General features: G+C 74.2%; 24 protein-coding genes. 17 read left to right on the plus strand and 7 right to left on the minus strand.

Annotation, left to right across the window (positions count from 1 at the left end; genetic code table 11):
• Positions 1-49 precede the first annotated feature (49 nt).
• Positions 50-670 carry a sigma factor-like helix-turn-helix DNA-binding protein gene (locus FHX73_RS32410; protein WP_170305177.1) on the plus strand — a complete coding sequence of 207 codons (621 nt, stop codon included), beginning with the start codon at positions 50-52 and terminating at the stop codon, positions 668-670.
• Positions 667-1,374, plus strand: a complete 708-nt coding sequence (locus tag FHX73_RS32415; protein ID WP_246214020.1) for a hypothetical protein — start codon at positions 667-669, stop codon at positions 1,372-1,374. Before FHX73_RS32410 ends, FHX73_RS32415 begins: the two co-directional genes overlap by 4 nt.
• A 48-nt stretch (positions 1,375-1,422) precedes the next feature.
• On the opposite strand, the gene FHX73_RS32420 is transcribed toward FHX73_RS32415, so the two are convergent.
• The 3 genes from FHX73_RS32420 to lysS all read right to left on the minus strand — a co-directional run bounded on the left by FHX73_RS32420 (position 1,423) and on the right by lysS (position 5,015).
• Positions 1,423-2,733 carry a glycoside hydrolase family 18 protein gene (locus FHX73_RS32420; protein ID WP_145909512.1) on the minus strand — a complete coding sequence of 437 codons (1,311 nt, stop codon included), beginning with the start codon at positions 2,731-2,733 and terminating at the stop codon, positions 1,423-1,425.
• Positions 2,734-2,948: 215 nt separating this feature from the next.
• Positions 2,949-3,362: a YybH family protein gene (locus FHX73_RS32425; RefSeq protein ID WP_145909513.1), complete on the minus strand. Its 414-nt coding sequence runs from the start codon at positions 3,360-3,362 to the stop codon at positions 2,949-2,951.
• A gap of 18 nt (positions 3,363-3,380) precedes the next feature.
• Positions 3,381-5,015, minus strand: coding sequence for a lysine--tRNA ligase (gene lysS / locus FHX73_RS32430; protein WP_246214021.1), 1,635 nt, complete (start codon positions 5,013-5,015; stop codon positions 3,381-3,383).
• Positions 5,016-5,145: 130 nt separating this feature from the next.
• Here lysS and FHX73_RS32435 point away from each other — a divergent pair, with 130 nt between their 5' ends.
• Positions 5,146-5,973, plus strand: a complete 828-nt coding sequence (locus FHX73_RS32435; RefSeq protein WP_145909515.1) for a maleylpyruvate isomerase family mycothiol-dependent enzyme — start codon at positions 5,146-5,148, stop codon at positions 5,971-5,973.
• A 25-nt stretch (positions 5,974-5,998) separates the two neighbouring features.
• Here the strand turns inward: FHX73_RS32435 and FHX73_RS32440 are convergent, their stop codons facing one another.
• The gene (locus tag FHX73_RS32440; RefSeq protein ID WP_145909516.1) at positions 5,999-6,400 is read right to left on the minus strand and encodes a MerR family transcriptional regulator; all 402 of its coding nucleotides are present in this window, start codon (positions 6,398-6,400) and stop codon (positions 5,999-6,001) included.
• An 86-nt stretch (positions 6,401-6,486) separates the two neighbouring features.
• Between FHX73_RS32440 and FHX73_RS32445 the strand changes: the two genes are divergently transcribed.
• The 10 genes from FHX73_RS32445 to FHX73_RS32490 all read left to right on the plus strand — a co-directional run bounded on the left by FHX73_RS32445 (position 6,487) and on the right by FHX73_RS32490 (position 14,077).
• A complete protein-coding gene (locus FHX73_RS32445; RefSeq protein ID WP_145909517.1) occupies positions 6,487-7,608 on the plus strand; it encodes an oxidoreductase in 1,122 nt (373 codons plus the stop codon).
• 77 nt (positions 7,609-7,685) lie between these two features.
• Positions 7,686-8,489 (plus strand): trans-aconitate 2-methyltransferase, encoded by an 804-nt coding sequence (locus FHX73_RS32450; RefSeq protein ID WP_246214051.1) that lies wholly within the window; start codon positions 7,686-7,688, stop codon positions 8,487-8,489.
• 205 nt (positions 8,490-8,694) lie between these two features.
• Positions 8,695-9,708, plus strand: coding sequence for a hypothetical protein (locus tag FHX73_RS32455; RefSeq protein WP_145909519.1), 1,014 nt, complete (start codon positions 8,695-8,697; stop codon positions 9,706-9,708).
• Positions 9,709-9,780: 72 nt separating this feature from the next.
• Positions 9,781-10,542: a pirin family protein gene (locus FHX73_RS32460; RefSeq protein WP_145909520.1), complete on the plus strand. Its 762-nt coding sequence runs from the start codon at positions 9,781-9,783 to the stop codon at positions 10,540-10,542.
• 62 nt (positions 10,543-10,604) lie between these two features.
• Positions 10,605-11,258: a TMEM175 family protein gene (locus FHX73_RS32465; RefSeq protein WP_145909521.1), complete on the plus strand. Its 654-nt coding sequence runs from the start codon at positions 10,605-10,607 to the stop codon at positions 11,256-11,258.
• Between the two features lie 82 nt (positions 11,259-11,340).
• Positions 11,341-11,625: a hypothetical protein gene (locus FHX73_RS32470; protein ID WP_145909522.1), complete on the plus strand. Its 285-nt coding sequence runs from the start codon at positions 11,341-11,343 to the stop codon at positions 11,623-11,625.
• A 125-nt stretch (positions 11,626-11,750) separates the two neighbouring features.
• On the plus strand, positions 11,751-12,458 hold the full coding sequence (locus FHX73_RS32475) for an NADPH-dependent F420 reductase (RefSeq protein WP_145909523.1): 708 nt from the start codon (positions 11,751-11,753) through the stop codon (positions 12,456-12,458).
• Positions 12,458-12,973 carry a P-loop NTPase family protein gene (locus FHX73_RS32480; RefSeq protein ID WP_145909524.1) on the plus strand — a complete coding sequence of 172 codons (516 nt, stop codon included), beginning with the start codon at positions 12,458-12,460 and terminating at the stop codon, positions 12,971-12,973. The genes FHX73_RS32475 and FHX73_RS32480 overlap by 1 nt, the downstream gene beginning before the upstream one ends.
• A gap of 142 nt (positions 12,974-13,115) precedes the next feature.
• The gene (locus tag FHX73_RS32485; protein WP_145909525.1) at positions 13,116-13,733 is read left to right on the plus strand and encodes a DUF6232 family protein; all 618 of its coding nucleotides are present in this window, start codon (positions 13,116-13,118) and stop codon (positions 13,731-13,733) included.
• Positions 13,730-14,077 (plus strand): hypothetical protein, encoded by a 348-nt coding sequence (locus FHX73_RS32490; RefSeq protein WP_145909526.1) that lies wholly within the window; start codon positions 13,730-13,732, stop codon positions 14,075-14,077. Before FHX73_RS32485 ends, FHX73_RS32490 begins: the two co-directional genes overlap by 4 nt.
• A 73-nt stretch (positions 14,078-14,150) precedes the next feature.
• On the opposite strand, the gene FHX73_RS32495 is transcribed toward FHX73_RS32490, so the two are convergent.
• The 3 genes from FHX73_RS32495 to FHX73_RS32505 form a co-directional block, all read right to left on the minus strand.
• Complete coding sequence (locus tag FHX73_RS32495) at positions 14,151-15,122, minus strand: esterase/lipase family protein (protein WP_246214022.1); 972 nt, start codon at positions 15,120-15,122, stop codon at positions 14,151-14,153.
• Between the two features lie 240 nt (positions 15,123-15,362).
• Positions 15,363-16,520, minus strand: coding sequence for an NAD(P)/FAD-dependent oxidoreductase (locus FHX73_RS32500; protein ID WP_145909527.1), 1,158 nt, complete (start codon positions 16,518-16,520; stop codon positions 15,363-15,365).
• A complete protein-coding gene (locus tag FHX73_RS32505) occupies positions 16,517-18,472 on the minus strand; it encodes a LodA/GoxA family CTQ-dependent oxidase (RefSeq protein ID WP_145909528.1) in 1,956 nt (651 codons plus the stop codon). The genes FHX73_RS32500 and FHX73_RS32505 overlap by 4 nt, the downstream gene beginning before the upstream one ends.
• 273 nt (positions 18,473-18,745) lie before the next feature.
• Here FHX73_RS32505 and FHX73_RS32510 point away from each other — a divergent pair, with 273 nt between their 5' ends.
• The 4 genes from FHX73_RS32510 (at position 18,746) to FHX73_RS32525 (ending at position 22,435) form a co-directional block, all read left to right on the plus strand.
• Positions 18,746-19,102, plus strand: a complete 357-nt coding sequence (locus tag FHX73_RS32510; protein ID WP_145909529.1) for a PadR family transcriptional regulator — start codon at positions 18,746-18,748, stop codon at positions 19,100-19,102.
• Positions 19,102-20,139: a hypothetical protein gene (locus tag FHX73_RS32515; RefSeq protein ID WP_145909530.1), complete on the plus strand. Its 1,038-nt coding sequence runs from the start codon at positions 19,102-19,104 to the stop codon at positions 20,137-20,139. The genes FHX73_RS32510 and FHX73_RS32515 overlap by 1 nt, the downstream gene beginning before the upstream one ends.
• Positions 20,140-20,288: 149 nt before the next feature.
• Positions 20,289-21,140, plus strand: a complete 852-nt coding sequence (locus FHX73_RS32520) for a protein phosphatase 2C domain-containing protein (protein WP_145909531.1) — start codon at positions 20,289-20,291, stop codon at positions 21,138-21,140.
• A 338-nt stretch (positions 21,141-21,478) separates the two neighbouring features.
• Positions 21,479-22,435 (plus strand): LysR family transcriptional regulator, encoded by a 957-nt coding sequence (locus FHX73_RS32525; RefSeq protein WP_145909532.1) that lies wholly within the window; start codon positions 21,479-21,481, stop codon positions 22,433-22,435.
• The last annotated feature ends 89 nt before the right edge of the window (positions 22,436-22,524 follow it).

Below are 22,524 nucleotides of genomic sequence, written 5' to 3' on the forward strand. Positions count from 1 at the left end.
GCGCTCGACGACCGGGAGTTGCCGACACGGGGAGGACGGGAAGCAGCACATGACGAACGACCGGGACGCGCCGGCCCGCACACGGCCGCGCATCGAGAGGCAGACCATGAACGACAACAGCGGCTTCGCCCCGGACGGAGCCCGCCTGCAGCTGACCTTCGAGGCGTTCTGCCGCACCCACGAGCGCGCGTGGACCGGCTTCGCCCGCACCCAGGTCGGCGCCGAGCACGGCACCGCCGCCGAGCTGGTCCAGCGGATGAAGGAGCACCTGCGGGCCAACTGGCCGCTGGCGCTGCGCCAGGAGATACCGGCCGCCTACGCCTGGCGCCTGTTGAAGGAGCACATCGCCGCCTGGCTGGCCGCGCAGAGCCAGCCGGCCGCGCTGCAGACCGCCGCGATGGACGCGGTGATCGGGCACTTCTGCCGGCAGGCCCGGCTCAGCCTGGAGAACCTGCCCGAGCAGATCGGCCTGTTGACGGCGATCCTCGACCTGCCGGAGCGTCAGCGCGACATCATGGTGCTCAGCTACTGCCTGGACCTGAGCGACGAGGAGGCGGCCGGCTTCCTCGGCACGCCGGCGGCCACCCTGCGCTCCAACCGGCGGCACGCCCGCCGCCGGCTGGCCCGGGCGATCGGCCGGCCGGACCTGGCCGAACGGGAGGACCGTTGAACCCCGACCACCGGCTGCTCTCCTGGCTGGACTTCGGACCGCCGCCGCCCCCCGGAGGGGCCGAGGAGCGCCCGCCGCGGGTGCCGGAACAACAGGTGCGGGTCTACCACTGCACGCCGCACGCCGCCCCGGCGCCGGCCGCCGCCCGGGTGACCGCCGCGCCCTCGCCGTTCCCGTCCGAGCACGAGCAGGCCGCGCACGAGCTCGACCTGGCGATCGCGCTGGTGCTCAACTCCCCCGAGGCCGGGCGCTCGCTGCGGCTGCTGGCCGACGAGGACCGGATCCACCCGGAGGGCGCACTGGTCTTCGCCTGCCTGCTGGCGCTCACCGACCGCGGCGAGGCCGCGCAGTTCTGGTGGCAGTTCGCGGCCGGCTCGGGCAGCCCCACGGCCGCGTACCTGCTGCACCTGCACCACCTGCGGCTCGGCGAGCCGCGCGACGCGGCCTACTGGCGCTCCCAGTCCGAGGCGCTGGCCGGAGCGCCGCGGCGCCGGCCGGTGCGCCCGGGGCCGACCGCGCCGCTGCTGCCGGACGAGGTGCGGCACGAGATCCTGGCCCGCTGCCACGAGGGCCTGGGCGCCCGGCTGCCGCTGGCCGCCGAGGCGGCGCTCAACCGGCTCACGGTGGTCGCCGTGGACGAGGACTTCGGCGAGATCCCGCAGCCGTCCACCGCGCTCACCGACCAGTTGGCGGCCGCGGACTGACGCGGTCGAGCGGGCCCGGTCGGATCGCCCGGGCCCGCTCCAGCCGAGTCAGTGCCCGTTGAGGCTCTCGCCGAGGGCGGCGGTCAGGCTGCCGTCGCTGGTGTCGCCGTCCATCGACCAGACGAAGGTGCCGCGCAGGCCCTTGGCCCGGATGTACTGGCCCTTGATCCAGACCGAGGCCGGGTCGTCGTAGCTGGAGAAGGTGCCGGTGGCCGGGTCGTACTTGTAGGGCTCGGCGGCCAGCGGGTCCCAGTAGGTCTTGCCGGGGGCGGTGACCACCTGGTTGTAGTTCGGGGTGCCGGGCACGCCCGCGGTGGCGGTCTGGAAGAGGCCGTCGCCGTTCGGGCCCGGGGCCACGCCGGTCCACTCGTGGGCGTAGTACGGGATGGCCAGGCCGATCTGACGGGGCTTCACGCCGTTCTGCTCGTAGTACTTCACCGCCTGGTCGACGGTGTAGCGGTTGGCGGCCGGGTTGAGGTCGCGCGGGTCCTGGAACAGCGCCGAGGAGAAGTCGGTGGGCCCGGCCGGCTCCCAGCTGCCGTGGTAGTCGAAGGTCATGACGTTGAACCAGTCCACCACCTTGGCCACCTTGGCCAGTTCCAGCTTGGCGGCGAAGGCCGGGTTGGCGGAGGTGTTGGCGGTCAGCAGGTAGTGGGTGCCGGTGGCGGCGCCGGCCTGGTCCAGCTGGCCGCGGAACTCCTGCATCAGGGCGGTGTAGTCGGGGGTGTCCTGCGGGCCGTTGGGGTTGCCGTTGCCGGGCTCGCCCGGGTACTCCCAGTCGACCGCGAAGCCGTCGAAGATGCCCGCGGCGGCGCCCGCCGGCAGGCCCGGCAGGTTGCCCTTGAGGTACTGGTCCACGCAGGAGGCGACGAAGTTCTGCCGGCCCTGCGCGGTCGAGGCGAGCTGGGAGAACTGGCCGGACCAGGACCAGCCGCCGATCGACATCACGATCTTCAGCTTCGGGTACTTCGCCTTCAGCTCGCGCAGCTGGTTGAAGTTGCCGAGCAGCGCCTGCCCGGCCTGGTCGGCCTGGCCGTTGACCGACTCGGTGGCGGAGAACGGCCGCTGGTAGTCGGCCCAGCTGTCGCCGCTGCTGCACAGGCCGGCCGCGGAGATGTCGCTGAAGCCGTAGTCCAGCTCGGTCAGGTGGCTGATCTCCCCGGTGGTGATCAGGTTCTTCTCCATGAAGCCGGAGTAGATGCCCCACTGGGTGAAGTAGCCGGTCAGCTCCTTCTGGCCGCCGCCCTGGTGGTCGGGGGCGGCGCTGGCCGGGGCGGTGCCCAGCAGGGCGACGGCGCAGGCGGCCGCGGCCGCGACGGTGGCGGCTCTGCGCAGGGCGGCGGGGCGGTTGGCGGGCATGGGGGTCTCCTCGGCGGGCGCCGCGCACGGCAGCGGCGGTGGGGGAGGTGCTGGGGACGGTACTGGAGCCGGCATTGGTGTGGACCAATGAGAGGGAAGGTATAGTCCACTGCCCGCGTGGTCAATGGTTGCGGCCGGGCGCAGCTGACCACCCGTCAGCCCCCGCCCGGCACCCGGCCGCACCCGGGACCCGGCCGGCGGACCCCAGCCCCCGATCAGTCGTGGTCGTACCAGGAGAAGGCGGCGATCCGCCAGCCGTCCGGGGTGCGGACGAGCTGGAAGGTCTTGTGGCCGCCGCCCTCGTAGGGCTCGCCGTTCAGCGTGCCGGACTTGCGGTAGGTGCCGAACCGGCAGGCGACGTCGCCCATCAGCTCGGTCTGCTCCGAGGTCTCCCACTCGGCGAAGCCGACCAGCCGGCCGTCGGAGAGCAGCAGCTCGCGCGGCCCGACGAACTCCTCGACGGTGAAGGCGGAGTACTTCTCGCCGGTGGCGACGATCACCCCGCCCGGGAGCATCAGTCGGCGCAGCCGCCCGACGTCGGCCGGACCGCCGGCCCGGTTGTCGAAGGCACCGAAGAACTCGGCGACCAGCTGGTCTATCGCGGTCTTGTCATCCTCAAGAGTCGTCATGGGCGCGAAGGTACCATTTTACTGACGGGTAATGAGCTCCTTGATCCGCTCCTGGCCCAGCACCAGCAGCAGCGTGGGCAGCCGCGGACCGGTGGCCCGGCCCACCAGCAACTCGTACAGCAGGACGAACAGTTCGCGCTGCGCCCGCTTCAGCTCCGGGGTGGCGGGGGCGTCCGGCTCCAGGCCGGCCAGGCGCTTGGGGATGCCGTAGAGCAGCGCGGTCAGGCCGTCCAGGGACCAGTGCCCGGCCAGCCCGTCGAGCAGCAGGTCGAGCGCCGCGCCCTGCCCCGGGGTCAGCGCGGCCAGCCGCTCCCGGTCCGGCTCGGTGCGCACCCGGGTGCGCTCGGCGGCCGGCAGGTGGCCGTCCACCCAGGCGCGGGCGCGGTCCAGGCGCGGGCGGGCCTGGTCGAGCGAGTCCAGCGGCCGGTCCGCGCCCACCTCGCGCAGGATCCGCAGGGTCTGCGCCGGATCGCCGCCGGTCAGGTCGGCGACCGAGGCGAGCAGCCGGAACGGCAGCGGGCGCTCGGTGGCCGGCAGCGGCCCGGCGGCGGTGCCGACCGCGCGCTCGCGGGCGGCCGCCTCGGCGGGCTCGGCGGTGCCGGCGGCCACCTTGCGGCCGAGCGCGTCCCACTCGTCGTAGAGCCGCAGCACCTCCTGGTCGAAGGCGACGGTGATCGCCTGCCGGGGCTGGCGCCGCCCGTAGATCCAGCGCAGCAGCGGGGCCTCCAGGATCCGCAGCGCCTCCCCCGGGGTCGGCGCGCCGCCCGCCGAGCTCGACAGCTTGGCCGTCCCGCTGCTGCCGACGAAGCTGAAGCCCAGGTAGACCGGCGGGTGCCCGCCGAACACCTCGCGGACCAGCTGCGAGCCGACCGTGAAGGAGGAGCCGGGCGAGGAGTGGTCCACCCCGCCGGTCTCGAAGGCCACCCCCTCGTGGGCCCAGCGCATCGGCCAGTCCACCTTCCAGACCAGCTTGCCGCCGTCCGCCTCGGCCAGCCGGATCACGTCGCGGTGCCCGCAGGCGCAGCGGTAGGCGGTGTCGGTGCTCACCGGGTCGAAGGACTCGACGGTGGTGGTGTCCCGCCCGCAGGCCGCGCAGTACGGCTTGTACGGGTAGTAGGCACTGGTCGGCTCGCCGGACGGCGCGGCGGTGCGGTGCCGCCCGAGCACGGCGTCGATCCGGGCGCGCTCGCGCATCGCGTGCGTGATCTGCGTCCGGTAGGCGCCCGAGGTGTACTGCTCGGTCTGGCTGATCTCGGTGAGCTCGACACCCAGCTCGGCCAACGCGGCGCGCAGCGGGGCCTTGAAGTGCTCGGCCCAGCTGGCGTGTTCGCCGCACGGGTCGGGCACGGCGGAGAGCGGCCGGCCGAGCTGCTCGGCGAAGGAGTCGGGCAGCCGCAGGCCGGCCGGCACCTTGCGCAGCCGGTCGTAGTCGTCCCAGCTGAGGATGTGGCGGCAGTCCAACCCGCGCCGGCGCAGCTCGTCGGCGACGAAGTGCGGCACCATGATCTCGCGCAGGTTGCCCAGGTGGACCGGCCCCGACGGGCTGATCCCGGAGGCGCAGACCAACGTGCCCCCGGTGCCGCGGCGTTCGGCCTCGGCGATCACCCGGTCCGCCGCCGCGGCCACCCAGTCGCCCTGATTCCCGCCTGCCACGCCGGTCTCCTCCCGTTTGCACCCGCACCACCTGCGACGAAACGTACCGACCGGCTGACGGTGCGTCACCCGGATTTCGGGCCGTCCGCACCCTGGACAGGGCCGCCCCGGATGCCGCACCCTCCACTCCATGACCACAGCACAGACCCCCGAGCGGGTGCCCGACCGGGTGCCCGAGCGCCTGCTCGCCGCGAACACCGCCACCGCCGAAGCGATCGGCCGGCTGCTGCGCGAGGGCGCCGACCCGCGGGCGCGGATCCCGGGAGCACGGTGGTCAGTGGGCGAGGCGGCGGCCCACCTGGCGATGGCCAACCGGCTGATGGCGCAGATCGCGGCGGGCGCGGACCGCCCGTACGGGGACGGCACCCCGGGCGGGCTGGCGGCGGCCAACGAGGAGTCGCTGCTGGCCTACCCGGAGCGCGACCCGGCGGTGCTGGCGGAGGTGATCGAGGAGCAGGCGGCGGCGTTCGCGGCGGCGGTGGCCGGGCGCGACGCGGCCGAGCCGGTGACCACGCCGATGGGCCCGATGGACCTGGGCACCTTCGGCTCCTACCTGCTGGTGCACCAGCTGGGCCACGGCTACGACCTGGCCCGGGCACTGCGCCGGCCGCACATGGTGGACCGGGAGCGGGTCGAGCTGTCGGTGCCGTTCCTGCTCACGGCGATCCCCCGAGTGGTGGATCCGCGCACCACGGCCGGGCTGCGGGCGCGGTTCACCATCGTGCTGCGCGGCGGCGGGCCGCGCTTCGGGGTGACGCTGGCGGACGGGGTGGCCCGGGTGAGCGAGCGGCCGCTGCCGCGCCCGGACTGCGGGATCCACTGCGAGCCGGTGGCGTTCCTGCTGCTCGCGCTGGGCCGGATGACGCCGGCTCAGGCGATGCTGCGCGGGCGGACCTTGGCCTGGGGCCGCCGGCCGTGGCTCGCGCCGTCCTTCCCGCGGTTCTTCCGGGCCCCCTGACGCAGCGTCATCACCTGACGGGCGCTCAGCCCGTCGAGGCCGCCTCGCCGTCGACGGCGGTCAGCCGGGGCGCGCCGGAGGCGGTGACGATCACCTCGTCGAGCACCTCGCGGGAGCGCAGCAGGTCGGCGATCTGCGCGTCCAGCCGGGAGCGTTCGCTCTCCAGGCTCTCGACCAGACGCGGGGTGGTGCGCTCGTTCGGGCCACCGTCGGAGTCGCGCATGCAGGGCAGCAGTTCGGCGATCCGCTTGCTGTGCAGGCCGGCCGCGAAGAGCTCCTGGATCAGCACGACCCGGTCCACCGCGCCCTCCGGGTAGTCCCGGTGGCCGCCCAGCGTGCGGTCCGCGAAGAGCAGCCCCTGCTGCTCGTAGTAGCGCAGCGAGCGCTCGCTGACGCCGGTGCGCCGCCCGAGTTCACCGATCCGCATTCCGCTCCCCCGTCCCTGGAACTCCCGCTCGAAGCCTCTTGAAGCCTCTTGAACCTGACAGTGATGGTAGCTTCTACGGTCTTCGCATGACCACGAACTCTCCTTCCAGCGCCCTGTTCCAGCCCGCCGACCTGGGCGGCCTGCGGCTGCCGAACCGTCTGGTGATGGCTCCGATGTCCCGCACCCGGGCAGCCGCCGACGGCACCCCGACCCCGCTGATGGCGGCCTACTACGCGCAGCGCGCCTCGGCCGGCCTGATCGTCGCCGAGGCCGCCACGCCGAACCCGGTCGGCCAGACCTACGCCCACATCCCCGGCATCCACCGCCCGGAGCACCTGGCCGGCTGGCGCACCGTCACCGAGGCGGTGCGGCAGGCGGGTGGGCGGATGTTCCTGCAGTTGCAGCACGGCGGCCGGATCGGCCACCCGGAGAACAGCGGGCTGCTCCCGGTGGCGCCCTCGCCGGTCGCGCTGCCGGACACCGTGCACACCGCCTCGGGGCACCGGCCGGCCGTGGTGCCACTGGAGCTGACTGTCGATCAGATCGACGCCACGGTGGCGGACTTCGCGCGGGCCGCCCGCGACGCGGTGGCGGCCGGGTTCGCCGGGGTGGAGGTGCACGCGGCCAACGGCTACCTGCTGCACCAGTTCCTGGCGCCGAGCAGCAACCGGCGCACCGACGGGTACGGCGGCCCGGTGGCCAACCGGATCCGCTTCGTGCGGGAGGTGGTGCGCGCGGTGGTGGCGGCCGTCGGTCCGCAGCGGGTGGGGGTGCGGGTGTCGCCCGGCTTCTCCGGCAACGGGATCGACGAGGGCGACACGGCCGAGCTCTACCGCGCCCTGGTGCCCGCGCTGGCCGAGGAGGGCCCGGCCTACCTGCACGTGGTCTTCGCCGACCCGGACTCGCCGGTCTTCCGGCAGCTGCGGGCGGACTGGCCGGGCACCCTGATCGCCAATCCGGACCTCGGCTGGGGCGCGCCACTGCCGGCGGACGGCGGCCGGGCGGCGGCGGAGCGGCTGCTGGCGGCGGGGGCCGAGCTGATCTCCTTCGGCCGGGGCTTCCTGGCCAACCCGGACCTGGTGGAGCGGCTGCGCACCGGCGCGCCGCTGAACGAGCCGCGCGGGCACCAGATGTACTCGGGTGGTGCGGAGGGGTACACCGACTACCCGACGCTGGCGCAGACCCGCCCCCTCGCCGAACTATCTTGACATCAAGAGATCTGATGGCATGCTGGACCCGACCGAAGTCTCTTGACGTCAAGATATCTGGAGGCCGTGCCGTGCCCGTGCCCACCACCCCCTCCTGGGACCCCCAGCAGTACCTGCGCTTCGCCGACCAGCGCACCCGCCCGCTGCGCGAGCTGCTCGCCCGGGTACCCGAGCCGCAGCCCCACCCCGCCGGCAGCCCGGCCCGGATCCTCGACCTGGGGTGCGGGCCGGGCAACTCCACCGCCGTGCTGCGCGAGCGCTGGCCCGGGGCCCGGATCACCGGCATCGACTCCTCCCCCGAGATGCTCGACACCGCCCGCACCGAGGGCGAGCCGAGCGCCGACTACCTGCTCGCCGACCTGCGCGAGCACGACCCGGCGCCGGCCCGCCCCGACCTGATCGCCGCCAACGCCCTGCTCCAGTGGCTGCCCGGCCACCTCGACCTGCTGCCGCGCTGGATCGCCGCACTGCGCCCCGGCGGCACGCTCGCCTTCCAGGTGCCCGGCAACTTCGAGGCACCCAGCCACACCCTGCTCGCCGAGCTCTGCCGCAGCCCGCGCTGGCGGGACGCGCTCGGCGACCTGGCCCGCACCGCCGACGTCCACCGCCCGGAGGAGTACCTGGCCGCACTGGCCGCCACCGGCTGCACCGTCGACGTCTGGGAGACCACCTACAGCATGCTGCTCACCGGCCCCGACCCGGTGCTCGCCTGGACCAAGGGCACCGCCCTGCGCCCCGCCCTCACCCGCCTGCCCACCCCGGCCGACCGGGAGGCGTTCACCGCCGAGTACGCGGCGCTGCTGCGCGAGGCCTACCCGGCCGCGCCGTACGGGACGGTCTTCCCGTTCCGCCGGATCTTCGCGGTGGCGACCCGGACCTGAGGAGGCGTCGGCCCCCGGGCTCGCGCCCGGCTCCGCAACCGGGGAATTCGGTTGCACGGTTCCACCGCTGCGGGCAGCATCCGCGTCATGACCACGCGAAAGGGCGACCTGCCCACCAGCTGTTGACCGGCCCGTGCGCGCGCGGCGGCGGCGCGGACGCCCTGATCCGGCGCGCCCTGGCGGCCGACTCCCCGGAGGCACACCCGTGACCGCGACTCCCCCTCGCCTCCAGCCGTACGCCCGACTGCCCGACCGCTACGGCGGGTGGGAGGTCGCGGCAGCCACCGTCGACGCGCTCGGACGTGCCGTCACCCTGCTCGCCCCGCCGGAGGCCGCCTGCACCCGCCGCGTGCCGCCGGAGCAACGACCGCGCTACGACGCGCTCGTCGTGGTCGCGGACGGCACCGAGGTGCACGAGGTGGAGCTGCCCGGCCTCGACCTGCACTTCCCCAGGATCGACTCGCTGGACGGCGGCTTCGTGCTGGCCTCCGCCCGCTGCCGCCTGCCCTCCGGGCCGCCTGCCGCCACCTTCGAGGACCTTGAGCGGGAGATCCCCCACAACGCACTCGTCGTGGGCGACGACGGCGCGGTGCTGCGGACCTTCCACGCGGGCGACGACATCCAGCACCTGCTCACCGACCTGAACGGCACCATCTGGATCGGCTACGGGGACGAGGCCGTCATCTGCGCTCGGCCGCCCGTCAGCCAGCGACGGGCCGGTGCCACAGCCACCGGTCCCGTCCCGCGGATGACCATGCCGCTGCCCGGGCTCATCCGCTGGACCGGCGCCGGCGAGCCCGCCTGGTACGCGACCTCCGACCCGGTGGGCCCCGGCAGCTGGGTCGACTGCTACGCCCTCAACGTCGGCGCGGACCTGGCCTGGGCCTACCCCTACACCGGGTTCCCGCTGGTGGAGATCGATGCCGTCGGCGTCCGTTGGAGCCGGCGCTCACCGGTCCGCTTCGCCTCGGGCGTCCTGGTGGACGAGGGCGGCGCCGCCTTCCTCGCGGCCGACACCCGGCCCCGAGGGGTCCCCGGCCACTACACCGTCACGCTCGCGGAGAGCCGGCAGGGCCTCCTCGAACCCGTGGCCACGGCGCCGCTCCTCCTCCCGGACGGCACCCGGCCCACCACGGCGGTGCGCCGCACGGTCTGCCGCGGCAACCGGGCCTGGCTGCAGTTCCAGGACCGACGCACCTGGCACCTCCTGGAGATGTGACCACCGGGAATACCCCACGGACGGTATTGTTGAACTGTCAACAATACCGACCGCCTGAGGAGGACCGCAGAGATGGCTTCCGTACTGGACGTCCGCCGCGCCGAGGATCGCTTCCACACCCGCAACCAGTGGCTGGACTCGCACCACTCGTTCTCCTTCTCGCGGCACTGGGACTCCGCCAACACGCACTTCGGCCTGCTGCTGGTCTCCAACGACGACGTCGTCGCCCCCGGCACCGGCTTCGACACCCACCCGCACCGCGACATGGAGATCATCACCTGGGTGCTGGACGGCGCCCTGGTGCACCAGGACTCCGAGGGCCACAACGGGATCATCTACCCGGGCCTGGCCCAGCGGATGAGCGCGGGCAGCGGCATCCTGCACAGCGAGAAGAACGACTCCTGGACCATCGACGGCTCCCCGGAGCACCGCGACCCGGTGCACTTCCTGCAGATGTGGACCATTCCGGACGCGGCCGGCATCCAGCCCGGCTACGAGCAGCTCGACATCAACGGCGAGCTGGACCGGGGCGGTTGGACGACGCTGGCCTCCGGCATGGCCAAGCACGCGGGCAACCGGGCCATCGGCATCCGGCAGAAGCACGCCGCACTGCACGTCACCCGGATCCGGGCGGGCGAGACGCTGGAGCTGGCCACCGCGCCGTTCGTCCACCTGTTCGTCGCCCGCGGCGGCGTGGAGCTGGAGGGCGCCGGCGCGCTCGGCACCGGCGATGCCGTCCGGATCAACGGCGCCGAAGGGCAGCGCGTCACCGGCGGGCCGGAGGGCGCGGAGCTGCTGCAGTGGGAGATGACGGCCGCCGCCGTCGTGCAGTGAGCCCGCCGCCCGGGCGCCCCCGCTCGCCGCGGGGGCGCCCGGCCCGATGAACGGACGGTCTGATGTCCAGTCAGCCATCCCGGTTCCGCCGTGCCGACACCGGCCGGGTGGAGGCGTTCAGCGACGGCGTCTTCGCCATCGCGATCACCATCCTGGTGCTGGACCTGCACCCGCCCGCGCACCCGCCGGGCGGGCTCGGCCACGCGCTGCTGGAGCAGTGGCCGGCCTACGTCGGCTACCTCACGTCCTTCGCCTACATCGGCGTGATCTGGCTCAACCACCACCAGGCCTTCACCCGGCTGCGCTCCACCGACGCCGGGCTGCACGCCGCCAACCTGTCCCTGCTCTTCACCACGGCCGCACTGCCCTTCCCGACGGCCGTGGTCTCCACCGCCTTCCAGCACTCGCTCTCCGACTCCGACGCCCGCACCGCCGTGCTGCTGTACGCGTGCGTGGCGGCGGCGATGTGCCTCAGCTGGTACCTCCTCTTCCGCCACCTGGAGCGCACGCCGGCCCTGCACGTCGCGTCGATGGAACCGTCCTTCCCCCGGCACGGGATGGTGCGCTCGGCGGCCGGCGTGGTCGGCTACCTGGCGGCCGGGCTGGTGGGGTGGGCGGTGCAGCCGGTGATCGCCGCGGTGGTCTTCCTGCTGCTGCCGGCCTTCTACGGGCTCACCACCGAGGGGCTGATCGGCCGACGGCCCGTCGGCTCCTGACGATCCGTCATCCGGGGGATCCGCGCGGCCCGGTGGCCGTCCATTGCGGTGACCGGGCCGATCGACTGCCCATAGTGACGGCATGACGAACGGCTTGATGAGACGGGCGCGCGGCCCGGTACGGCTTCGTACTCACACGGCCCGCATCCTGAGCGCGGCCGCGGCCCTCGGGCTGGCGGTCGGCCTGACCGGACCGCTCGGCCGGACGGCGCGGAGCCTGGCCGCCCAGCTCGTGCTGCCGGACAGCGGCGCCTCGGTCGCCTCGCTGGCGCTCATCGCACTCGCCCTGCTGGTCACCGGCAGCGCGGCGGTGGCCTGGTCGCACCGCTCCTCGCAGCGGGCCGACCGCTCCGAGCCGGACTGCTGACGGACCGTCGGCGTGAGCTGCGGTGCCGCCGGTCCGCCGTCGGCGAAAAACCTGGGCGGCGGTCCGCGTTCCGCGCCATGATCTGTGCGGCAATCGATCACCGCAGCACGGAACAGAGGCAGAAGATGAAGATCGCCGTACTGGGCACGGGCGAGGTCGGCCGGACCCTCGCCACCCGGCTGGCGGGCCTGGGCCACCAGGTCACGATCGGCTCGCGGACCGCCGACAACGCGCAGGCGGCCGAGTGGGCGGCCGCCAACGGCGGGGCCCACGGCACCTTCGCGACGGCGGCGGCCGGGGCCGAGCTGGTGCTGAACGCGACCGCCGGGGAGCACGCGCTGGCGGCCCTGACCGCGGCCGGCGCGCAGAACCTGGACGGGAAGACCGTCATCGACGTGTCCAACTGGCTGGACTTCTCGGCCGGCTTCCCGCCGAAGGTCGTCGTCCCCGACGAGGGCAGCCTGGTGGAGCACCTGCAGGCCGCCTTCCCCGGCGCGCGGTTCGTGAAGACCCTCAACACCGTCAACATCAAGGTGATGGTCAGTCCGCAGGAGGTGCCGGGCCGGCACGCCATCTTCGTCAGCGCCGACGACGCGGGGGCCAAGGCGCAGGCGGTCGAGCTGCTGCGCTCCTTCGGCTGGACCGACGAGCAGATCACCGACCTCGGCGGCCTGGCCACCGCGCGCGGCACCGAGACGTACCTGAACCTGTGGCTGCTGCTCTACGGCAAGATCGGCCACGGCAGCTTCAACATCTCCCTCGTCGAGGGCGCTGTCCAGGGCAGCGCCGAAGCCGCTGTCGAGAGCGCTACCGAGAGCACTGTCGAGGCCTGATGGAACGGGTCCTGGTGACCGGCGTCTCCGGGGCCGGCAAGACCACGCTGGCCACCCGGCTGGCGGCCCGGCTCGACCTGCCCAGGTACGAGCTGGACGCGCTGCACCACGGCCCGAACTGGACGCCCCGGCCCGAGTTCCGGGCCGAGGTGTCCGCCTTCGCGGCCACCGGGCGGTGGGTGACGGAGGACCAGTACACCGGCCTGCTGGAGCAGGTGCTGATCGCCCGGGCGGACACCTACGTCTGGCTGGACCTGCCCCGGCGCACCGTCATGCAGCGCGTGGTGCGGCGCTCGCTGCACCGGGCGCTGACCCGGCGCGAGCTGTGGAACGGCAACCGGGAGGGGTTCCGGGACTGGCTGGACCCGGAGCACCCGATCCGCTGGGCCTGGGCGCGGCACGCCACGCACCGCGAGCGCACCCTGCGCCGGATCGCGGCCAACCCCCAGCTGACCGTGGTGCGGCTGACCTCGCCGCGCGCGGTCCGGGCCTGGCTGCGCGGGCTGCCGGGCTGACCGGCCCTCCCCCGGGCGTCCGTTGGGCGTCCGTTGGGCGTCCGTTGAAAGGATTCCCACCGCCACACCGGGTGCGCTAGCGTACGCGACCTGATTGACAGTCAGTTCTGTTGTCGCACATGGCTGATCACTGGGGGACAGCATGCACGATGCCGGCCGGGACGGCCCGGCTCCCTGGACGACCGCGCCTGCCGCACCCGGCGCACCTGCCGCACCAACCAATGCCGTCGCACTGACCATCAGCAAGCGCCTGCTCTTCATCGCCAGCGCCGCCTACCCGCTGCACAACATCGCCCGGGTGTTCACCTTCGTGCTGCGGCCGCGCCGCTGGGAGGCGTTCCTCAGGTTCCTCAAGCGGGCCGGCGCCACCGTGGTCGCGATGGTGCTCCTGCTCCAGTTGGAGAAGCTCCAGGCGACCAACGGCGACGGCAGCCAGACCACCGATCCCTGGGTGGGCCTCACCTGGGTGGTCGGCCTGCTGACCCTGGTCGGGTACGCGATCGCGCTGCTCGCGGTGCTCGCGGCGCCGACCCACTACGTGTTGGCGGTGGAGACCTGCTCCTCCTCGTCCGCGCTGATCACCACCCCGGACCCGGAGGAGCTGCGCCGGATCGGCGGCGCCATCGCGCACGCGATCGAGAATCCGGAGGCCGAGCTGCACCTGATGGTGCAGAGCCTCAGCTTCAAGCCCGAGCACTACTACTTCGGCGACACCGTCAACATGTACGGGGGCGCGAGCAACGTGGGGATCAAGTCATGAGCGGTCAGGGCCAGGGACAGAACCACAACTACTACGGCGACGTCGTCCACATGCACGGCGGCAGCGGCAACACCGGGATCGACAAGCGCGGGTCCGGCGCGTCCGACCTGGCGGCCGAGCTCGGCCAGCTGCGCGCGCTGGTCGGGGAGTTGCGGGCCGCCGTGCCGGCCGGGGCGCACCAGGTGCTCGACGACTCGCTGGCGACCGCGGAGTCCGGCAGCGCGCCGGGCCGGGAACGGCGCGGCGCGCTCGCGACGCTCAGCGCGATCGCGGCCACGGCGGGGTCGGTGGGCACCCCGGTGGTGGAGCTGGTCACCCGGATCCTGGCCCTGATCAAGGGCTGACGAAGGGCTGAGCCGGGGCCGCCCCATGAGCCGACCGGCGTCCCGCCCTGTGTCCCGTCCCGCCCGCCCCGGCTCAGCCGAGCACCGGCAGGGCCGGGAGGCAGGGTGGCGGGGTGGCGTGCGCCGGGTCGAGGGCGTTCAGCACCAGGTGGGCCACCAGCGGGTCGTAGGGCGAGCCGAGGTGGTCGGAGAGGTCGGTCGGGCAGAGGTCCTGGAGGGTCAGGTTGCGCACGGTGGCGCCCGGGCCGGCGGTCAGGAAGCTCTGGGTGTACGGGAGGATCACCTCGTCGGCCCGGCTGGCGATCACCGTGTACTGAACACCTGGCACGGTGTCACCGCCCCGGTCGAGGCGGGTGTTGAGCGCCGAGCCGATCGCCTGCTGCTCGCCGGCGGGGCCGAGCACCTGGTCGGTGACGACGCCGAGGCCGACCTCGCGGGCCAGTGTGAACAGCCCGGCCAGCGCGGTCCCGTGATTGCTCGGGTTGATGCCGATCAGGCTGTGAACCTTGTTTTCGGCCTGATCGCCTGACGCCGCGCCATCGTCGAACTTCAGGTACTGCCGGGGCAACACCCCGCCGCCCTGTGAATGGCCCACCAGGTCCACCTGCGCGGCGCCGGTGGTCCGCCGGACCCGGTCGACGAAGACGGCCAGCTGCCGCGCCGAGTCGGCGATGTCGGCCTCGCCCTTGAGCAGCGCGTGCGGGGTCTGCTCGCCGTAGTCGATGGCGAAGACGCAGTACCCGGCCTCGGCCAGCTCCGGGGAGAGCGCGTTCCAGTTGTCGAAGGCGTTCTCGAAGGTGCCGTGGACCAGCACCACCGGGCGGGGGTGCGCGGGGCTGGGCCGGCAGCCCCAGTCGTCGGCCCCCGGCGGCGGCGCGTCCGGGTCGAGCGCGGAGGCGAGCAGCGCGGTGGGGAAGGTGCTCAGGCCGGGCAGGCGGGTGGCCGCCCGGCCGGGCGCGGCGAGCGCCACGGTGAGCGCGAGCGCGGCGGCGGCGGGGAGCAGCACCCGGCGACGGAGCCGGCGGAGCGGACGGGAGCGGGGCAACTGCGGGCCTTCCACTGGCGGTTCAGGCGGTACGGGAGGTACGGGCGGTTCGGGGGTGGCGGCGAGCCGGGCCCAGAGATACCCCAGCTCGGCCCGCCCGCGCGAACCGGTGGGCGGCCCCGGCCCGCAGGTTCACCCGCTCGGCGCAGCCGACCGCCTGACGGCCCCTCACCTCGCGGGGAGGGGCCGCCCCGCCGGGCCGGCCGCCGAGCCGCCCGTGTCGGCCGGCTGCCCGCCGGCCTACCCGCGCGCCGCCAGCAGGTCGGCCGGCCGGGCGTGCAGCCCGTGCCGGCGGGCCCAGAACAGGTGGTCCGGCCAGCGCTGTTCGAGGCCGTAGTAGGTGGCCCGGTTGCGCTGGTGGGCGGTGCTCGCGGCGCCCAGCGCGGTGGCGTAGCGCCGCAGCGCCTCGGCGTCGCCGCCCAGGTGCTCGTGCACCGCGAGGCCGGCCGCCTGCCCCGTGTGCAGGGCGGTCAGGATGCCCTGGGAGGAGAGCGGGTCGAAGGCGAGGGCCGCGTCGCCGGCGGCGATCCAGCCGTCGCCGTGCACCGGGTCCAGCCGCGCGCCGTGCGCGGGGGCACGGGTGGGCGCGGCCTCGGCCGGGGGCCGGTGCCCGGCCAGCCGGGCGAGCGTGGGGCCGGTGGCGGCGAGCTGCTGGTGGAAGCCGGTGGTGCGGGCGGCGGGCAGGTCCGCGTCGGTGAAGAAGGCGAGCAGCAGGCGCCGGCCCGGCAGCAGCGCGCTGTACCACCAGCCGTCGGGCGCGGCCTCGACCAGCGTGCCGCCGTCGCCGTCCGGTTCGGGCGCCTCGACCTCCAGGTGCAGGGCGACCAGCCGGTCGTGCACCCGGCGCCGCGCACCGTAGCGGGTGGCGAGCCCGGCCCGGCGGCCGGTGGCGTCCACCAGCCAGCGGCAGTTCACCCGTACCGACCGCAGGTCGCCCTGACCGACCGTCAGCTCCCAGCAGCCGAGCCGCCGGGCCTCCCGCACGGTGCCCGTCACCACCTCCCCGCCCCGGCGGACCACCGCCTCGCGCAGCTGCCGGTCGAAGAGCGCCCGGTCCAGGTGCCACCCGGCCCCGTGCGGGTCGAGGATGCTGTCCACCGAGTGCACCAGCGGCGAGCCCCAGACCGAGCGGTTGGCGAGCGCGGGCAGGTGCGAGTCACCGGGCACGGTGTCGGCCACGCCCAGGTCGCCGAGCAGCACCCGGGCCGCCGCGGGCAGTGCCTCGCCGACCTGGGCCGGCCCGACCGTCCCGTGCACCAGCAGCACCGTGCGCCCCCGGGCGGCCAGCGCGAGCGCGGCGGCCGAGCCGGCCGGGCCGCCGCCCGCGACGACCACGTCGTAGCGGGCGGCCGACGGGGCGGCGGGGCGGGCGGTGCCGGCGGTCGCGGTGCCGCTCACCGTTCCAGGCCGAGCGGGTCGAGCTTGTCGAAGTACCCGACGGTGACTTCGTGGGGTGCCAGGCCAGTGAGCGCGAGGACGTCCCCGGCGGCGGCCGCCACCGCGGAGTCCTGGGCCGCCGTGGCGGCGTCCACGTGGATGGCGACGAGGTTGGCGCTGTCCGGGACGCCCTCCAGCGGGAAGCCGGGGACGGACTCGACCTGCAGCCGGTCGGGGTAGCGCCCGTCGCCCACGGTGTAGGGCCGGACCTCGACGATGCCGAACTTGTACCACTCGGCCACGCCTTGGGCGAGCTGGTCGGTGGGCGAGCCGTGCAGGCCGCGCAGCCAGGAGGCGCGGTTGGCGAAGGCGTCCGCCCGCTCGTCCTCGGTGGGCCGGCCGGTCTCCTTGTTGACGGTCCGGTAGTCGCGCTCGGTCAGCACGTGGTTGGGCACCCGGGCCGGCCAGAAGGTGGGCAGGTAGGGGTCGTAGCGCGGGCCGAGGCCGGCGGCCGACTCGTAGCCGGAGCGGCAGCTGACGGTGTCGGTCTGCCAGGGCACGGCCATCCAGCGGGTCAGGTCGCCCGGCCCCTGTTCCTGCAGCGGGCCGTCGGCGGCGAGCACCTGGGCCTGGCCGAGGGTGGGTCCGTACTCGCGCCCGGGCGTGCCGTCGGCCCGGTGCTTCAGCCGCAGCGGCGAGCGGTACATGCTGGTGTGCCGGACCGGCCAGGTGACCTCGCAGCCGGGGTGGAAGGCGTCGGCCAGGCAGAAGTCGAGGGCCGCCCGGTCGAGCAGGTCCGGCTGGTCGGCGACCGGTGCGTCGGCCAGCCGCAGCGGGGTGCCCGCGGCGTCCCCGTCGGGGTCGAAGTCGCCGTTCATCCAGGCGAGCAGCAGGCCGTCCTGGGTCGGCGAGAGGGCCAGGTACTGCAGCGGGGAGCTGGGCCGGCTGGACATGCCGTCGCCGTAGAACCAGGGCCAGGGCACCGGGGAGAGGCCGTCGCGCGCGTGGTCGCGCAGCGAGGTGTAGACCTGGCGGCGCAGTTCCCGGTCACGGTCGGCGGTGCTGCCGAGCCGGGCCAGCGCGGCGGGGTCGAGGAAGTGCTGCGGGCCGCCGAAGCCGAAGGCGGTCGCGAAGCCCTTGTTGACCCACTGGAGTTCGCAGAACCGGCGCAGGATCGGTTCGACGTCGCGGGCGAAGGAGACCCGCTTGGGTGCTTGCAGGGTGCCGGCCTGGACGAAGACGTCGACCAGTTCGTCGTGCAGGGTGCGGATGGTCTTGACGTCGGGCGCGTAGTTGGGCGGGGCGACCACCACCCAGGCGGGTTCCACGGTCAGCCGCCGGCTGCCGATCGAGACGGTGGCGGTGACCGGGCCGTCGGCGGTGTCGTCGCACCAGCCGTCGTTGTTGCCGAAGGAGACCAGGTTGTCGCCGTGCGGGTTGCGGGAGGTGCCGGCGCCGCCGAGCACCACCAGGTGGCCGTCCTGGTCGGTGTGCATCGCGCCGAGCGGGACGGGGGTGCCGAGGAAGCTGCCGCCGGTGAACTCGACCGGGGTGCGGTCGGTGGCGTTGATGCTCTTGGGCCCCGGGTCGATGATCAGACTGGCGCGGTCGGTGATCTTGGCGTTGCGCTGCGGGACCTGGACGTCCTTCATGTCCGGGATGTCATTGGGCAGTCGGAACTCGTACCAGGCCGCCTTGGTGTTGGCCAGGTGCACCTGCCACTCGATCGCGGTGTCCGGGTCGCCGGGCGTCAGCTCGCGGACGGCGCGGCCGTCGGCGTCGTAGCCGTAGATCCGGAACCGGGCCGCCTGGCGCTTCACCGCGCCCTGCTCGTCCTTGTAGAAGCCGGGGGCCTCGGCGGGCGGCTCGGGCACTTCGGGGCCGTAGAACCAGCCGTCCGGCCGGGTGCTGTTCCCGACCCGGGCGATGCCGATCGCGGGATGGATCCGGGCGTAGGCGATCTCGTCGCTCAAGGGGCAGGCCTTCCTGGGACGGAGTACTCGTCGGGATCATCGGCAGACGAACCATCGGAGCACAGGGCGCATCGGAGTGCGCCGGGGGCGCGCCTGGCTGCTGACCACCTGTCAGGCAGGGCCGGGCAGGCGCCGCACGGGTGCCGCACCTGCGGGAGACCCGCACCGCGCCCGCACCACGCCCGCACCGCTCCCGCACCGCGCCCGTCGCGCGTCAACGGCGCGTCAATGCCACTGGACGACATATGCCGGTTGACGATATATGTAGGCGTCATGGTCGAACGTTCGTTGCAGGAGCCGACGCTGCTCCTGCTCACCGCACTGGCCGATGCCCCGAGGCACGGCTACGCACTGATCCAGGAGGTGGCCGCGATCTCCGACGGGAGGGTGCGGCTGCGCACCGGAACGCTCTACGGCGCCCTGGAACGGCTGCTCGGACAGGGCCTGATCCGGGTGGCGAGCGAGGAGGTGGTGGACGGCCGGGCCCGTCGCACCTACGCGCTCACCGATCCGGGGCGCGAGGTACTGGCCGCCGAGGCGGAGCGGCTGCAGGCCGTGGCCGTCGAGGCGAAGCGCCGGCTGACGGCGGGGCACACCGCGCCCCGCCCGCGATTGGGAGGGGCGCACTGATGCGGGGGGAACGCGGACTGCGGCTGGCACTGCGCCTGCACCCGGCGCGGCACCGGCGCGAGTGGGGCGAGGAGATGGCCGCCGTCTTCGCCGACACCACGGCGGGGGCGGGGCGCTGGGCGGTCGCGCGGGAGCTGTTCGACCTGGCCGGGCACGGGCTGCGGGCCCGCACCGGACTCGGTTCGGCCGGGCGGCCGGCCAAACTCGCGGCGCTGGCCGCGCCGTTCGCGGTCGGGGCGCTCGGCGGGTTCGCGCTCTTCGCGCTGGCCGAGTCGCTGCTCTGGCCGCTGCTGCACGGCTATCCGCCGAGCTGGCGGATGCTGCTGCCGCCCGCCGACCCGTTCGTGGATCGGATCAGCCAGGTGATCCAGACGCTCGGCCGGTCGTCACCGCCGCTCTTCGTGGCCGCGCTGGTCGCGGCGCTGTGCGGCCGCTGGTCGGCCGCCCGGGTACTGGCACCGCTGGCGACGGCGCTGATGATCGCCGGCGACCTCACGACGGAGCTGTCGCGCAGTCACTCGACCACGTTCACCGTGCTGCGCGGCCTGGTCGCGATCCTGCTGGTGATGAGCCCGCAGATGTTCTGGGGGACGCTGGTCCTCGTCGCGCCCCGGGACCTGCTCGGTCCGCCACTGCGGGGCGGCGGCGTCCGGGCCTGGCTGATGGGCGGGGTCTTCGCGCTCGGCATGGCGACCGGCGGGCCGGTTCTCTCCGGCGCGATATGGGGCAACCGGATCTTGAAGTCGTGGCCCGCCCTCCCGAGCGCGATGACGCTGCTGCAGGCGTGCGCCGCCTGTGCCCTGGCGCTGCTGCTGGTCGCCCCGCTCGCGCTGCGGCGCGGATGGCTCGGCCCGGCCGCGGCCGCGCTCGCGGGGTTGCCGTTCGCGACGCTGGACCTGTTGATCCTGGCGCTCGGCCGGACCTCCGACGCCGGCACGGTCGTCCTGGCCGCACTGGGGGTCGGCGCGGTGGGCGCGGTGGCCGTGCTGCGGCGGTCGAAGAGCGGGTCGAAGGGCGGCCGGACCGCCGCCGAGTGAGCTGACTGCGGGTCAGCAGGGAAGCCCGGGAGGTGCGATGCACCTCCCGGGCTCTGTTTTTGGGCGTTGGCGTTGAGTCTTGTGTAATTTTGTTCGACTCCGTTATAACTGACCCGTCGATTCCCCCCACTTCAGCCGGAGAAGCACCGATGGGCCTGAGCTCCGCCACCAGTCCCGGCCGCGCGGGCACCCCGAACCAGGACCTGGTGATCACCGCTCCCGACCTCGTCGTCCTGCTCGACGGGGCCGGCGGCCCGAGCGAGGACGGCGGCGGCTGCCTGCACGGGGTGCGCTGGTACGTCCGGCAGCTGGGCAGCCGGCTGAGCGCCGCGCTGCTCACCAGGCCGGACCCGATCGCCACCGTGCTGGCCGAGGCGATCACCGAGGTCGCGGGCCTGCACCGGACCAGCTGCGACCTGCTCCACCCCGGCACGCCCTCCTCGACCGTCGCGGTGGTCCGCCGGCGGGCCGAGCACCTGGAGTACCTGGCGCTGCACGACTCCACCATCGTGCTGGCCGGCCCGGCGGACTGCCGGACCGTCAGCGACCGCCGGGTGCAGCGGATCCCGGCCCTGCGGGAGCTGTGGCAGCGGATGGCCCGGCACGCCGTCGGCACCGCCGGCCACACCGCCGCCCGGCGCGCCTACATCGCCGAGGAGCTCCCCCACCGCAACACGCCCGGCGGCTACTGGGTGGCCGGGGCCGACCCGCGCTGCGCCGAACAGGCCGTCAGCGGCACCGTCCCGCTGGCCGGCCTGCGCTCGGTCTCGCTCGCCAGCGACGGCGTGGCCGACTACGTAGACGCGCCCCCAGCCTTCGGCCGGGAGGTGCCCCCAACCGGGCTCACCGACTGGCCCGGCGCGGTGGGCCTGCTCGACCGGCACGGCCCGGAGGCGCTGATCCGCAAGGTCCGCAGCGCCGAGGAGCTCGACCCGCTGGGCCGCCGCTGGCCCCGGTTCAAGAAGCACGACGACGCGACCGTCGCGCACTGGCGGCTCTGAGCCGACCCCGACCCCGGCGGCTTCTCCCGCCGGTCACGACCCGGCGGCCGCGCCCTGGTGCCCGGCCCGCGCGCGTGGCACCGTCGACGCATGGGCCTGGGCGCCGCCGGACTGACGGCTGGTCAGCCGTGAAGCCGCCGTGCGCGGTCCACGGCGGTCCGGTGGACCCCGGTTCCGAGGTGGCACCACGGGCCGGACGGGACTTGACGGCGCATGTACGCGGAGCGAAGGTGAGCAGCAGAATCTGACATGTTACGTGTGCTATTGCACAAGCGGCGGCCCGCCCGGCGCCACCGGACGGGTGGGCCCGGGCGGGCCGCCGTGCAAGGGAGGGGCCCATGGAATTGGAGCTTCGGCACCTGAGGGTGCTCTGCACGATCGCCGACACCGGGAGCGTCGGCCGGGCCGCCGCGATCCTCGGCGCTTCGCAACCGGCCACCAGTACCCAACTGCGACGGATCGAGCACCACCTGGGAGCACCACTGTTCGAACGGACCGCCTCGGGCGTGGCACCGACCTGCTACGGCGTCGAGGTGCTGGCCGCCGCCCGGGACGTGCTGGCCCGGGCCGACGTGCTCGGGCGCCGGACCGCCGAGGAGGCCCAGGGCCACCGGGAGCTGCGGCTGGCCGCGACCAACTCACCGATCCTGCCGGGCCTGCTGACCCGGGCCAGGCACCAGCAACCGGATCTCCAGTTCACCGTGAGCACGGTCTACCGCTCCTCGGAGATCGTCGAGTTGCTGGAGGGCGGCGAGATCGACGCCGCGCTCGCGGTGGACTACCCGGGCCAGGAGTTGCAGCACTCGGCGGCGCTCGCGCACCGCGGCATCGTCACCGAGCCGTCCTTCGTCACCCTGCCGGCCGGGCACCGGCTGCGGCACCGCACCGAGGTGGCGCTGGCCGACCTGGCGGGCGAGGCCTGGTTCCTGACGCCGGACGACGGGGCGGGCTGGCCCGGCGTCTTCTACGGCGCCTGCGCGGCAGCGGGGTTCTCGCCCGTGACCGTGCACGAGTTCCTCGGCGGCCGGCTGGAGCTGCAGGAGATGATCGCGGCCGGGCTCGGCATCTCGCCGGTCCAGGCCACCAGCCGACCACTCACCGAGGTGGTGATCAAACCGCTGATGGGCAGCCCGGTCTGGACCCGGTACCTGCTCGTCTGGCGCCCGGCGGCGGTCAGCGGGGACGTGGTGGAGACGCTGTTCGGCGCCGCCACCGCCGCCTACCGGGACCTGATCGCCGAGTCCGCGCACTTCCAGACCTGGGCATCCCGGACCTACCGGGCCGCCCGCCCGTGACGCCGTCGGTCGACCACGACCCCGCCATCGCACGGTGTTATGGCGGCTCTCATCTATGTCATATGACCTGTGACATTGTTCTGACTGTC

This window comes from Kitasatospora viridis (genome assembly GCF_007829815.1).
Taxonomy (GTDB): Bacteria; Actinomycetota; Actinomycetes; order Streptomycetales; family Streptomycetaceae; genus Kitasatospora; species Kitasatospora viridis.